Annotated in this window: 14 protein-coding genes; 10 read left to right on the top strand and 4 right to left on the bottom strand. The window is 40.7% G+C overall.

From position 1 onward, the window contains the following. Positions 1-162: 162 nt before the first annotated feature. The 6 genes from WA352_RS11705 (at position 163) to WA352_RS11680 (ending at position 5,461) form a co-directional block, all read left to right on the top strand. Entirely contained in the window at positions 163-1,188 is a 1,026-nt protein-coding gene (locus tag WA352_RS11705; protein WP_004805974.1) for a type I glyceraldehyde-3-phosphate dehydrogenase, read from the top strand. A 37-nt stretch (positions 1,189-1,225) separates the two neighbouring features. Next, positions 1,226-1,540 carry a hypothetical protein gene (locus tag WA352_RS11700; protein WP_033133666.1) on the top strand — a complete coding sequence of 105 codons (315 nt, stop codon included), beginning with the start codon at positions 1,226-1,228 and terminating at the stop codon, positions 1,538-1,540. Between the two features lie 64 nt (positions 1,541-1,604). Next, a complete protein-coding gene (locus tag WA352_RS11695) occupies positions 1,605-2,105 on the top strand; it encodes a GNAT family N-acetyltransferase (protein ID WP_033133667.1) in 501 nt (166 codons plus the stop codon). Positions 2,106-2,520: 415 nt separating this feature from the next. Next, positions 2,521-3,687 (top strand): ATP phosphoribosyltransferase regulatory subunit, encoded by a 1,167-nt coding sequence (locus WA352_RS11690; protein WP_033133668.1) that lies wholly within the window; start codon positions 2,521-2,523, stop codon positions 3,685-3,687. 57 nt (positions 3,688-3,744) lie between these two features. Continuing rightward, on the top strand, positions 3,745-5,064 hold the full coding sequence (locus WA352_RS11685; protein WP_004805984.1) for an adenylosuccinate synthase: 1,320 nt from the start codon (positions 3,745-3,747) through the stop codon (positions 5,062-5,064). Positions 5,065-5,140: 76 nt separating this feature from the next. Continuing rightward, entirely contained in the window at positions 5,141-5,461 is a 321-nt protein-coding gene (locus WA352_RS11680) for a putative quinol monooxygenase (RefSeq protein ID WP_033133669.1), read from the top strand. Positions 5,462-5,786: 325 nt separating this feature from the next. Here the strand turns inward: WA352_RS11680 and WA352_RS11675 are convergent, their stop codons facing one another. After that, the gene (locus WA352_RS11675; protein ID WP_081406949.1) at positions 5,787-6,797 is read right to left on the bottom strand and encodes a helix-turn-helix transcriptional regulator; all 1,011 of its coding nucleotides are present in this window, start codon (positions 6,795-6,797) and stop codon (positions 5,787-5,789) included. Between the two features lie 212 nt (positions 6,798-7,009). On the opposite strand from WA352_RS11675, the gene WA352_RS11670 reads away from it, so the two are divergent. The 4 genes from WA352_RS11670 (at position 7,010) to WA352_RS11655 (ending at position 10,762) form a co-directional block, all read left to right on the top strand. Beyond that, positions 7,010-8,560, top strand: a complete 1,551-nt coding sequence (locus tag WA352_RS11670) for a circularly permuted type 2 ATP-grasp protein (RefSeq protein WP_033133671.1) — start codon at positions 7,010-7,012, stop codon at positions 8,558-8,560. A 72-nt stretch (positions 8,561-8,632) separates the two neighbouring features. Further along, positions 8,633-9,235, top strand: coding sequence for an alpha-E domain-containing protein (locus tag WA352_RS11665; RefSeq protein WP_033133672.1), 603 nt, complete (start codon positions 8,633-8,635; stop codon positions 9,233-9,235). Then, positions 9,232-10,011, top strand: a complete 780-nt coding sequence (locus WA352_RS11660; protein ID WP_033133673.1) for a transglutaminase family protein — start codon at positions 9,232-9,234, stop codon at positions 10,009-10,011. The genes WA352_RS11665 and WA352_RS11660 overlap by 4 nt, the downstream gene beginning before the upstream one ends. 16 nt (positions 10,012-10,027) lie before the next feature. Further along, on the top strand, positions 10,028-10,762 hold the full coding sequence (locus WA352_RS11655) for a proteasome-type protease (RefSeq protein ID WP_004805995.1): 735 nt from the start codon (positions 10,028-10,030) through the stop codon (positions 10,760-10,762). A 49-nt stretch (positions 10,763-10,811) separates the two neighbouring features. Here the strand turns inward: WA352_RS11655 and WA352_RS11650 are convergent, their stop codons facing one another. The 3 genes from WA352_RS11650 to dnaB form a co-directional block, all read right to left on the bottom strand. Then, entirely contained in the window at positions 10,812-11,282 is a 471-nt protein-coding gene (locus tag WA352_RS11650; RefSeq protein WP_033133674.1) for a DoxX family protein, read from the bottom strand. 61 nt (positions 11,283-11,343) lie between these two features. Next, positions 11,344-12,417, bottom strand: a complete 1,074-nt coding sequence (gene alr / locus WA352_RS11645) for an alanine racemase (protein WP_004805999.1) — start codon at positions 12,415-12,417, stop codon at positions 11,344-11,346. A 57-nt stretch (positions 12,418-12,474) separates the two neighbouring features. Next, complete coding sequence (dnaB, locus tag WA352_RS11640; RefSeq protein WP_004806002.1) at positions 12,475-13,920, bottom strand: replicative DNA helicase; 1,446 nt, start codon at positions 13,918-13,920, stop codon at positions 12,475-12,477. Between the last annotated feature and the right edge of the window lie 31 nt (positions 13,921-13,951).

Genomic DNA, 13,951 nt, shown 5'->3' with positions numbered 1-13,951 from the left:
TAAAAGTGCTAAATTATAACGGAAAATACCTGCCTCACCAACGATTTTACAAGCAATATCATATAAAACTGTGTTTAAGCTAAAAATCTATATTCAACAATGTGCTTGATGTTTTACCATATAGCATAGAAAAGATGATGTTTTGATGAATAAGGACCCTACATGCAACGTATCGCTATCAATGGATTTGGTCGAATTGGTCGGAATGTATTACGTGCGTGGTTTGAGAGTCCTAAGCAATTTCAGTTTGATATTGTTGCCATTAATGACATCGCAGATGTGCAGACCTTGGTGCATTTGTTCAAATACGATACCACGCATGGTCGTTTTGCAGGTCAAGTTGAAATTCAAATTGAAAATCAACATATTTTTTTGAATATCCAGTCCAATCAGCGTCAGTTAAAACTACAGGTTTTTAAGCAGGCTCAGCCAGAATTATTGCCTTGGGCTGACTTAGATATTGATGTGGTGCTTGAATGTACCGGTTTATTCCGTTCACGTGCTGATGCTACACGCCATGTTGAGGCAGGTGCAAAGCGTGTGATTATTGGTGCTGCACCTTTTGATTCTGTGGATGCGGCGATTGTCTATGGTGTTAATCATAATGACGTAAAGGCCACAGATCAAATCATCTCCAGTGTCTCATGTACCACACAGGCCTTAGTGCCGTTGGTTAAAATTATTGATGATGCCTTTGGTATTGATACCGCATTAATGACAGAAATCCATGCGGTCACAGCCGATCAATCGGTTTTGGATCACGCGCATCGGGATTTACGTCGTGCACGTGCATCTGGGCAAAATATTATTCCAACCACATCAAGTGCCTTGGGTGCATTGAAACAAGTCATGCCGAAAATGGAAGATCGGATCAATGGCTATTCCATTCGTGTACCGACCATTAATGTGGCTGCCATTGATCTCACTTTTGTTTCGCATTCACCGATTACTGTGCATAAAATCAATGAAGTTTTGAGCAAGGCGGCGCAATATGATTATGCGCAGATCATGCAAGTGACAGATGAAGATCTGGTTTCTAGTGACTTTAATCATTCGCCTTATTCTCTGATTGTGGATTTAACTCAAACCATGGTGGTGGGACATCAAGCGAAAGTTTTTGCGTGGTATGATAATGAATGGGGATATGCAAATCGCTTACTCGATTTGTGTGAAACTTTTTGTGATTAATGATTTAAATAATATAAAAATTAATTCGGAGTAGTGAATGACATTGATGTTGATTTGGGGATTAATTGCTATTTTATTGGCGGCGGTTGTATTTTTATTCTGGCTGCAGTTTAAAAATGTAGATGTACCAAACCAAGATGTTCAAGTTTTGCAACTTGAAGAAAAAGTTGTGCATTTAGAATTACATCTAAAAAAGAGTTTGGAAATCATGCAGGATCTGGCCAAGAAGATGCATGTGCAACAAGAGGTTTTGGATCGAACTGTGGCAAATATTGCCGCTTTAGAAAAGCAAAATGTTGAAATGGTGAATTTGCTAGAAATCGTAGTAAAAGGCGGCAAAGGAACTGAATAAATATAAGCTAATTTTTGAGAATCTTTTATAAAAATTCAGATTCGCGATAAGTTAGAGGTATTGAATGAGTCCAGACTTGGAGGAATTGGTGGTACGTCTCACCACCGAGGAGGATTGGAAAATCCTTAAAACCGTTCGTTTAGAGTCTCTACTGGATAGTCCTGATGTTTTCGCTGCTAATTATGCGACTACAGAGAAATATAGTGAATCAGAATGGCGTGACCGTGCCTCACAAAAGACTAAATTTCGATATGTTTTAGCAATTAAAGGGGATCGGGCAATTGGGATTATTGGTGGAACTCAAAACGCTGTACGTGAATTTAATGTGATCGCGATGTGGGTTAATCCTATGTTTCGTGGCAGTGGTATAGCCGATCTGCTGATTTCTGCGATTAAGAATTTAGCCGTTTCTAAAGGTCATTCTAGGATTGTATTAAGCGTATCTCCAAAAAATGAGCGAGCAGTGTGTTTATATTCTAGGCACAATTTTGTGTTTATACCTGAATGGGAATCTTTAGCCCTGAGTTCAGGTGAAAGAAATCAAAAAATGGAATGTGTTTTTTAATATAAACTAAGAACAAGACCTTAAGGTGTTTCATTTATTTGGGGTAATCGCTGCTTAAGAGGCTCGGAATTTCGGACAGGCAGTCTTGCATGTGACTCCCAAGCAATCAATGTTGTAAAAATCAAACTTGATCAATTGCAAGCAGGGCAATAGTTCAGATGTTAGGCAGTTCTTAGGGACAAGAACATGGACTTATACTCTCAGTGATTAGTTTCAATCTATTGAATCTACTCGTTAATTTTTCTTACTTAGTGAAGTTATTTGATCAATAAACCCGAAAGATTTATTCAAATTCGAAGGTGCATCACATAAATCTTCGTGCTACACTACGCTGAATCGGGCATTCACCCGATTTTTTTATGTGGTTGCTTTTTGTGTGGATGCTTCCACATTGAACAGATTTTAGGTTTGGAACATGGCCATTTCAGAGACATGGTTGCTCCCTGACGGGGTAGCAGATGTATTGCCAGAACAAGCGCAAGTGGTTGAAACCTTGCGTCGAGAAGCGTTAGATTTCCTCGCAGTTCGAGGTTATCAATTGGTGTATACGCCATTTATTGAATACATCGAATCGCTCTCGCTACTTTCAGAATCTAATCAAGATTTAGATTTAGTTACCTTCAAAGTTATTGATCAACTATCTGGCCGTTTACTCGGTGTGCGTGCGGATATGACGCCGCAAGTTGCGCGTATAGATGCTCATGTTCGACCAATTGAAGGTGTAGCACGTTATTGCTATGCAGGTTCAGTCTTGCATACCAAACCACAGAATTTCAATGCAACCCGTGCACCTTTGCAGTTAGGTGCAGAGTTGTATGGTCATGACAGCATCGAAGCAGATGTTGAAATGATCAACGTTATGTTGGCGTTAATTGAGCATACTCATACTTTAGAGGGCGCTCATTTAGATTTAGGTCATGTTGGTTTATTCCGTAGTCTGGTTAAACGCGCTGGCTTAAATAAAAATACCGAAAGTGAACTTTCTGACTTATATCAGCGTAAAGCTTTCCCAGAGTTAGAAGAATTCACGCAAGATTTAGCGATGGGTGCGGACTTTTATGCTTTAGGGCGTTATGCAAGCGACCTTGATGCACTAGAAATGCATTTAAGCCAAGATATTTTAAATGATGCGGATTTCAAAAATGCATTAGATGCATTGAAATCTACATTAGCGCAAATCCAGTCACGTTGGTCGAATCTGAACATTGGGATAGATGTGGTTGAGTTACGCAGCTATCACTATCATACAGGTTTGATGTATGCCATTTATGCACCGAATCGTGCCGCACCACTGGCTCAAGGTGGTCGTTATGATGGTATTGGTGAGCATTTTGGGCGTGCGCGTCCAGCAACTGGATTTAGTTGTGACTTATATGCTTTAGGCGCGACTCAGTTTGTAGAAATTGAAACTGTGGTTGCACCGAAAGGCCATGATCAAGATTTATTAAATGCAATTGCAGATGTACGTGGCAAAGGTTCACGTGTGGTGCAGTTGTTGGGTAATGATGATTTAAGCTCAGTGCCTTATGCGACCCATCAGTTGGTGTCTCAAAACGGGCAGTGGGTGATTGAAAAAATTTAATTGCCAAGTTTTAAGACTTGGTTTCCAATTTTAACAGCATGATGTAATGAGGCTATTATGGGCAAAAATGTTGTGGTACTTGGTACCCAATGGGGCGACGAAGGAAAAGGTAAAATCGTCGACCTGCTCACAGATCAAGCGGCTGCGGTAGTTCGCTACCAAGGCGGACACAACGCAGGTCATACGCTTGTGGTAGGTGGTAAGAAGACTGTATTACACCTCATTCCATCAGGTATTTTACGTGAAAACGTATTGTGCTTAATCGGGAATGGTGTTGTTCTTTCTCCTGAAGCCTTGATTAAAGAAATGGCGATTTTGGAACAAGAAGGCGTACCTGTTAAAGAGCGTTTACGTATTTCTCCAAACTGTCCACTTATTTTGCCAAACCACATCGCGCTTGACCAAGCACGTGAGAAAAAACGTGGTAACGCGAAAATTGGTACAACTGGTCGCGGTATTGGCCCAGCTTACGAAGACAAAGTTGCACGTCGTGCTGTACGCGTAGCAGATTTGATTCGTGGTGGTGCTTTACTTGAAGAAAAACTCAAGGAAATGCTTGAGCTGCATAACTTCCAACTTTCTCAATTCTATGGCGTTGAAGAAGTTAAGTTTGAAGATGTACTTGCTCTTTGTGATGCATGGCGCGAAGTTCTTGCTCCATTAGTGATTGATGTAACGACTGTATTACATAATTACCGCAAAGAAGGTAAGGCAATCATGTTTGAAGGTGCGCAAGGTTCATTGCTGGACATCGATCATGGTACCTATCCATTTGTAACAAGCTCGAATACTACTGCTGGTGGCGTAAGCTCTGGTTCAGGTATGGGTCCATTGCATTTAGACTATGTATTGGGTATTACCAAAGCATATACAACACGTGTAGGTGCAGGTCCGTTCCCAACTGAGTTGCATTATGATGCAGCAACAGATACAGGTGATGCGATTGGTCGTCACTTAGGTACAGTTGGTCATGAGTTTGGCGCGTCTACTGGCCGTCAACGTCGTTGTGGTTGGTTTGATGCTGAGATTTTACGTCGTTCGGTTGATGTGAACTCGTTATCTGGTATTTGCCTAACTAAGCTTGATGTATTAGATGGTTTAGAAGAAGTAAAAATCTGTGTGGGTTATGAAGATGTAGATTCTGGCTGTGCAGGTTCTTCTGATGCGATTTCATTTGAAAGCTTGAAACCGATCTATGAAACCATGCCGGGTTGGAGCGAGTCTACTGTTGGTTTGACTCAAATTGATCAACTTCCTGCAAATGCATTGGCCTATGTACGTCGTATTGAAACTTTAATTGGTTGCCCAATTGATATCGTTTCAACAGGTCCTGACCGTGCAGAAACAATCGTATTGCGTCATCCATTTTCAGCATAAGCTGAATTGATGACAAAAAAGCTCTCATGAATTTGAGAGCTTTTTTTATGGGAAATATTTAGGGAGAGCGAGGTAAATGACCTTAAAACTGATTGCTGAAGACTATATCCAGCCAGACAAAATTGATGAGGTGTTAGCGCTTTATCAAGAGTTGGTAGAGAAAACTAAAGCCGAGGCAGGATGCATTGCTTATGATCTTTATCATGACCATAAACAAAAAGGGCATTTTGTTTTTATCGAAGAATGGGTTGATCGTGAAGCACTAGATTTACATGTACAGTCGGAGCATTTCCGGAAATTAGTGCCTCAGATTGATCAATATCAAATACAGGCTGGGCGTTTTACCCATTTGCATCGCTTCGAAGTTTTATTATCTGATAAAAAAGAAGATGAATAAGTTGATTTTGACGCAAAGATCAGCGATAGCAAAAAATTAGATTTTGATTCCAATCTTTGTTATTTCACAGTCTAAAAAATCCTCGTTATAGTGATTCTACGTTCAAACAAAGAGGGTTTAACCATGACCAAAAAGAGAATCCGCTACAATGGCTATGAATTAGCGTGCCGATGTTAATTTAAATCTAAGCGCTTAAAAAGGTACAAACCAATTTTGATCAAGGCGGGGAGAGAGGTTGGTTTGAACATTTAAACAATAAAAATAATATTGAGTGTTTGATAATAAAATTTATAAAAAATCGAAGAGAACCGAAAGGTTCTCTTTTTTATTGGGCTTGCTCTTCAATCTCTTTCACTGCGTTATAAACGGCAGCGGGTTCAATATTCAGCATTTTCTTACCAAAACTTCTGAGCCACCACACCAGTTGTGAGGTAAATGGAACAGTTGCAGAGACTTCGACAATGTTTTCTTCTAGATGTTGGATGATTTGATCCTTACTCAGCTGGCTTTCGTAGAAACTCTTGGCTGTACTCTCGGTCATGGTCAGTTTTAAATGAATTTGTTCGGTTGGCTTGCTGTAGTCAACACGGAAACCCAATGCACCTGATTCAATATAATTATCAATTTCAAAGTTCACAGGATGTAAGGCGCGACTTTCCAATACCGTTGCTGCTTTAAAGCGGTGCAAGGCGAAGGTTTGTACTTCAGTTTTATCATTTCGGGTACAGATTAAATAAATCACTGCACCTTTTTGAACCAAAGCCAGCGGATTGAGGATATAGGTCTTATCTTCGCCTTGATGGGTACGGGCGAGATAAATACATTCGATCTGTTTGTCTTGTAATAAACCTTCATAAATCGCTTGTTGTGCATGTTTGTCGACAACAGGCGGAATCAAGGGTTGTGTCGCCGGTACAATACGAACACGGTTGATCCATTGTCGAACATTATTTTGTGTCGATAGGCTACGTTTGGCCAAATCAAACCAAGGTGTCATTTCTTCTAATAAACTTGGTGGAAGCAAGTGACGTAAATGCTCTTCGACCATCATAAACGTAACCGCTTGCGAGCTGGTCATGTGGGGCAAGCTTTGAATTGGTGCATCTGAACGCCAACGCCAACCTTGTGGTACGGTTTTATTGCTCTCGATTGGGAAACGCTGAGCAATTTGATTTAAATCACGCTGAATGGTACGCAGACTGATATCAATGCCTTCGCGTTCTAATATTTCTTGTAATTCGCGTGTGCCCATCCATTTCCCAGTAGAAAGGCGGGATAAGATTTGCCATTGGCGATAAAGGCTATTGGATGTTTCTTTTTCTTGTATGGATGACATAAGCGAAATACATAATTCAATGGTCTAAAGCAGACACAATAAAAAAACTATACTTAATTATCAAGTCCATCCTATCTAGATTACGTATTTACGACTGAAATGACCCTAGTTTTGCTTAAATATTCTAAGTCTGGTTGAAAATTGATCATTTTGTATAAGTGGCATTGAAATTGCTTCCTTTAGATATAAATAAATGATGAGACGAGGTTTCTATGTCAGAACAAGAACACAACCTACATATCAGCACAGATTATTACGCACCAGAACCCAATCCAGCAGCATCCGTTGATACCTCTACATTTATTTCGCAGCTCAATGTGACCACCAATTTATTTGAGCAACTTAAATCACAATTTTTCAATGAAATGTTAGATGACAAAAGTTTTAACGGTGAAGCATCGAAAAAAATTGAGCAATGGTTGAGTATTCGTAGTCTTGATGATTTAAAAACACTAGAAGCACAAGCAAAACAGCATTTCTTATATCAAGGCATTACTTTTAATGTTTACGGTGATCAGGAGGGTGCTGAGCGTACCATTCCTTATGATTTGATACCGCGTGTGATTGAAAAGAAGCAATGGGAAAAGATCGCGACGGGCTGTGCACAACGAGTCAAAGCATTAAATTTATTTCTAGATGATATTTATCATGGACAGCATATTTTAAAAGAAGGTTTGATTCCTGCAGAACAGGTGATTGCGCACGAAGCGTTCCAGCCGCATATGCTAAAGCACCAGTTGAAAGGCAAGGTTTATTCACAAATTAGTGGTATCGATATCATCCGTGATGGGCAAGGTGATTTCTTTGTGTTGGAAGATAACCTACGCACACCATCAGGTGTGTCTTATATGCTGGAAAGTCGTAAAATCAGTCAGAAATTGATGCCAGATCTTTGTAGCAGTAATAATTTACAGGGGATTGAGCAATATCCAAGTCTGTTAAAAGCAATTCTCGAAGAAAATGCTTATGTCGATCAGCCATTAATTGTGGTGCTAACACCTGGGCGTTTTAATAGTGCCTATTATGAACATTCATTTCTAGCGCGTGAAATGGATGTACCGCTAGTGACCAGCCGAGATCTGTATGTAGAAGATGATAAGGTTTTTGTCAAAACTATTCGTGGTCGGCAGCAGGTAGACGTTATCTATCGCCGTGTTGATGATGAATTCTTGGATCCACTCAGTTTTAGACCTGACAGCACTTTGGGTGTACCCGGACTGATGTCTGCATATTTACAACACAATGTTGTGATTGCCAATGCACCGGGAACAGGGGTGGCGGATGACAAGTCGATTTATCCTTATGTCGATCAGATGATTCAGTTCTATTTAGGTGAAGTACCTATTTTGAATAATGTGCCAACTTATCAATGTCGAGAAGCGGAGCAACTGGATTACGTACTTAGTAATTTAGAAAAATTAGTGGTGAAAGAAGCACAAGGCTCAGGTGGTTATGGCATGTTGATTGGTCCTCAAGCAGATCAACAACAGATTGATTGTTTCAGACAGAAACTGATTGAGACGCCACATTTATATATTGCACAACCGACTTTGGCACTTTCCGTTGCTCCAACCATGACAGCAGAAGGCGTTGCTGAGCGACATATTGATTTAAGACCTTTTGTACTCAGCTCACCTTATCGCACTGAAATTGTGCCGGGTGGCTTAACACGTGTTGCCATGCAAGCAGGCTCTCTCGTGGTGAACTCTTCTCAAGGTGGTGGAATTAAAGATACATGGGTGGTTGAATCATTACGTTCCTGAACCATATCCACAGCCCGAAGATGATAACAATGCGGGCTGTGAGATTGAAGATTAAGAAAAGGGAGGAGATTTATGCTTTTACTTAGCTCAAGCGCTCAACATATTTATTGGTTAGGACGTTATTTATTCCGTATTGGTCATGTGGCTGGACATTTGCCTTTTGATGATAATTATCAGGCATCAGAATTTGCACAGGCACTTTGTTTGCATATTGATGATGCAGAAAACTTGAATCAATTTATGTTAGATCGTCAGCAGCCTTATTCTTTATTGAGTCAGCTTGAGATTGCGCGGGACAATATTCAGGAGTTGAGGGGATTATTAACCGCACAGGCCTATGCAGAACTCAATTATCTGATCAAAAATGTGGCAGCAGATGGATTAGCCATTCAGGATGTGGTGCATAGCTGTTGCGACATTCTGAAAGCTGAGCAAGAAGATATTTTTCTATTTTTTCATATTGGGCAATGTATTGAGCAAATTGATACCTATTTCAGATTTCAACACAATACACATGCTGTTTTTGATGCGATTGATCCAACCATTGAGCGGTTATATCATTTGGGATGGCAAGACTTACAACCGTGTTGGGAGACATTAAAAGAACAGCCATATTTAAATCAGTTTTATGCATTTACCTATAAATTGGAAAATCAATTTGAGGTATCCTCATGAAACTCATGGTGAATCACCAAACGCATTATCAATATACTGAGATTGCGCGGAACAGTGTCCAATCCATCAAAATGATGCCACAAAGTTCACGGCATCAGAGTGTAGAGAATTGGCATATTAGTGTGCCAGGACAGTACTCGTGTCAACGTGATGCATTTAATAACCTATGGATTACAGCAACGCAACGCCATGATTATCGTTATTTGACGATCATGGCACAGGGTGTAGTGGATTTGCATGCGACTGAGTTGGGTTATTTTGAGACAGATATTTCAGCATTACTGTTTTTACAACGCACGGCAATGACCTGCTGTGACCTGACCATGACGGATTTTGCGCATTCGATTGTTGCTGTAAAAGACCGCCACCATTTGATTGTTTTATCAGAAAAAATCTTACAGCAAGTGCCTTATCAACCTGAAAGTACCTCGGTTACGACCTCAGCTATTGATGCCTTTTATGCGGGTCAGGGAGTGTGCCAAGACCACGCACATATATTAATTGCCATGTGTCGTGCGTTACAATTACCTGCACGTTACGTTTCGGGCTATATCTACGATGAAAATCAGCCACACCTCGCCAGTCATGCATGGGCAGAGGTTTTTGTGGATAATGAGTGGTATTGTTTCGATGTAAGTAACCAGATATTTACACCCCAAAACCATATATACGTTGCAGTTGGACGTGATTATTTAGATGTGGCGCCTGTTCGTGGTATTCGTGAGCAAGGCGGGGTAGAAAGTATGATGTCTGTGGTGCAGGTTTTGGCGTGTTGAATGTAAAGAGAGAAAGATGACCTATTGTTGCGCATTAAGATTAGAGCAAGGTTTGGTATTGATTAGTGATACCCGAACCAATGCAGGGGTCGATCATATTTCTGTATTTCGTAAGTTGCATACCTTTGGTGTTGAAGGTGAACGTTTTATTGCTTTGCAAACAGCAGGTAATTTGGCGACGACACAAGCCGTGATCGGGCATTTGCAGAATGCTTTGGCTTTGCATCAAGAGCCGAATTTGTATAGTGCCAATACCATGTTTGAAGTGGCTGAATTGGTTGGAAAAACTCTACGCAAAGTGCTTGAAGATATTACCAGTGACACCCAAGAACAGATGAATTATTCATGTAGCATATTGGTCGGTGGGCAAATTCAAGGCGAGGAGATACAGCTTTATAATGTGTATCCACAAGGGAACTTTATTTGTGCAACCACCGATACGCCGTATTTCCAAATTGGTGAAAGCAAGTACGGAAAACCGATTCTAGATCGTGCTTTACACTATGATATGCCTTTGGATGATGCACTGCGCTGTTCGCTTATTTCTTTTGATTCGACTTTGCGCTCGAATGTTTCAGTGGGTTTGCCTTTAGATGCACTGGTTTACCATAAAGATAGTTTTAAAATTCCAGAAGGTAAGCGGATTGGTGAGGATGATCCTTATTTTACTCAGATTAGTCGACAGTGGTCTGAGACCTTGCGCCGTGGTTTACAAGAGTTACCAAAGCCAACAGCGGACTATGGTTTATAACTTCCTTAAACTCCCTCAAAAGCATAGATCCTTTTGAGGGAGAATCATCCTAAGATGTTGTTATATTTTTGCTTAGAATAAGATCTAGCGACAGTATGCTTGGCCGAGATGTAATCAATATCGCCAGAATGAGCATATACAATAGGTCATGTATATAGAAGAACCAACTGAGCCAGCTTATCGGATCTAAGCCGCTTGGAATCGTATGAATCCCAACCGTGTATAGTGCTGTCAGGCAGATCATAAACAAGAAAATACTGCTGATCTGAGTAAATAAGCCCAAAATCAGAAATAAACCTGCAAGCATTTCAGTGACTGACACAAAGCTACTCATGATTGCTGGAAATGGAATGCCTGCATCAATGATCGTTTCCAGCATAATCAGTTTATTTTTTTCAACGAAAAGTTTATTGAAGCCTGTGGTGAAGAAAAAAATGCCGATCGAAATTCGGATCAAAAAGAGCACGAATTGCTGGATCGGCATTTTATACAGCGGATTATCATAAATCAGTTTGAGCATTCTGGATCTGAATGGTTAAAACCTTATTAGAGATAAAACACAAAAATTGATCAAGTAATGTTTAGTTATCTAATTGACGTATTGGGCGTTGGGTGAGGCGGCAAAGTAGCTCGTAGCCGATAGTTCCGTTTGCTGCTGCAACATCATCAACCAGGCGAGATTGGCCCCAAAGCTCAACTTTTGTGCCAATTTCTGCTTTAACATTGCTGATATCAATGGCGATCATATCCATGCTGACACGGCCGACTACAGGAACAAGTTGCTGATCGATGGCAACAAAGTTTTGCTCGATATACGCGCGTGGATAGCCGTCACCATAGCCAATCGAAACAATGGCAATTTGTGACGTACATGACGCTGAGTAGGTCGAGCCATAACCGACAAACTCACCTTGTTGAATCTGATTGAGGGCAATAATTTCGGCACTAAAAGTCATTACCGGCTTTAGATCGAGTTCATGTACATTGCGATCCGCGAAGGGTGATGCACCGTAAAGCATGATGCCCGGACGAACAAAATCAAAATGCAGTTCAGGGTATTTATAAATCGCAGCAGAATTACAGCAAGATACCAAGATCGGTTCACAGGCTTGTTTTACCTGTAAGAATTGTTGCTTTTGTTGCTCATTTAAGGGGTGGTCTACGTCAGCATTGGCAAAATGCATGGCAAGTACACAGGTAAAACCTTCAGTTTTTAAACGTTGAATCACGTTAATGATTTCATCGACTTTGAAACCTAAACGGTTCATGCCGCTATTTAGTTTAACCCAAACCTTTAAACCCAACGCATTATAAGCAGCTTTATGTTGAATCAACCATTCTACTTGTTGTTTGTGATGTACGATGCATTCAAGTTTCTGCTCGATGACTTGCGTCATTTCATCTTCAGAAAATACACCTTCAATCAATGTAATCGGCTGAGTGTATCCAAGTTGCCTGATCTCCAGTGCTTCTTCTAAACAGGCGACACCAAAAGCGTCCGTGGCCTCAAGGGCGGCTAAACAGTTTTTGACTCCATGTCCATAAGCATTGGCTTTGACCATACTGACGATTTTTGAATGTGGAGCAAGTTGTTTAACACGGTTTAAATTATATTGCAGTGCTTCACTGTCAATATAAACTGTTGCTTGGCGCACCCTGAGTTCTCCTTTGGGTCGACTTGGATTGTATATAAAATAGAAATAGTTTGAATGTTATTCGTCATCTTCATACTGAGCATAGAACTCAGGTGAGAGATTACTAAAACGCGTATATTGACCTTCAAATGCGAGACGTACGCTACCAATTGGACCGTTACGTTGCTTACCGATAATGATTTCAGCAGTACCAGCTTCTTTAGATTCTTTGTTATAGACTTCATCACGGTAAATAAACATGATCAAGTCGGCATCCTGCTCGATCGCACCCGATTCACGTAAGTCTGACATTACTGGGCGTTTGTTTGGTCGGTTCTCCAAACTACGGTTAAGCTGAGACAGTGCAATTACAGGGCATTGCATTTCTTTGGCCAAAGCTTTTAAGCTTCGTGAAATTTCCGAGATCTCGCCGACACGGTTATCACCCATGCCTGGGACTTTCATCAACTGTAAGTAGTCGACCATGATACAGCCGATTTTACCGTCATGCATTTTAGCTACACGACGCGCACGTGCACGTAGTTCGGTGGGTGGTAGGGCAGATGAGTCATCGATATAGAGATGCATTTCTTGTAGCTGAAGAATAGTTCCAGTGACTTTGGTCCATTCGTCTGCATCGAGATTACCTGAACGTAGATGGCCCTGATGGACTTTACCCATTGCTGAAATCAAACGCATAGCAATCGAGTCTGCTGGCATCTCCATAGAGAATACGAGAGCAGGTAGGCGGTTGTATTGCAGTACACTTTCAACCAGGTTCATGGCGAACGTGGTTTTACCCATCGATGGACGTGCTGCAACAATAATCAAATCTCCCGCCTGCATCCCTGATGTTTTATTATCAAGCTCTAAGAAGCCTGTGGTTAAACCAGTAATGTTGCCATCTAGTTTAGACAGTTCATCTAATTTGGTGATAACGTCAGCAGTCACAGAGCTGATTGATTTTGGCCCAGAATCTTTTTTATTGTTATTGTGCTGTTCTGCCAAAGAGAAAATACTGGTTTCTGCTAAATCAAGAATTTCACTGACTGGACGACCTTTGGTGTCATAAGCATTTTGTAAAATATCACTGCTGATCTTGATCATGTTACGCAGAGTTGAGAACTCTTTGATTTTATTTGCATAAATTTCAAGGTTGTAGAAGCTTGATGGAGAGTCTGCCATCAATTGCATCAGATATTCTTCACCACCAATGGCATCTAACAGGTTTTGTTTGAGCAACCAGTCATTGACCAAAACAGCGTCATACGGTGAGTTTTCCTGTGCTAGTTTTTCGATGGCACGATAAATATATTTGTGACGTGTCGCATAAAAATCATTTTCTTTAAGCAGGTCGCTGACTTGTTCAAATGATTCAGCAACCGTCATTAACGCTGCCAATACCGCTTGCTCAATTGCAAGATTATGAGGTGGAGTGCGAAATTCTTTTAGTTGACCTGAGTCACTCACTTTACTCTCTGTGTTTGGAGAATTTTTTGTAAAATTGGCATTCGCCTGTGACATAACAAGACCTAATAAAAAGATGAAACAAAAC

The sequence above is a fragment of the Acinetobacter sp. 102 genome, assembly GCF_037028485.1.
Lineage (GTDB): Bacteria > Pseudomonadota > Gammaproteobacteria > Pseudomonadales > Moraxellaceae > Acinetobacter > Acinetobacter higginsii.
The sequence above is the reverse complement of the archived record's forward strand: the minus strand, read 5'-3'. Positions and strand labels throughout refer to the sequence as shown.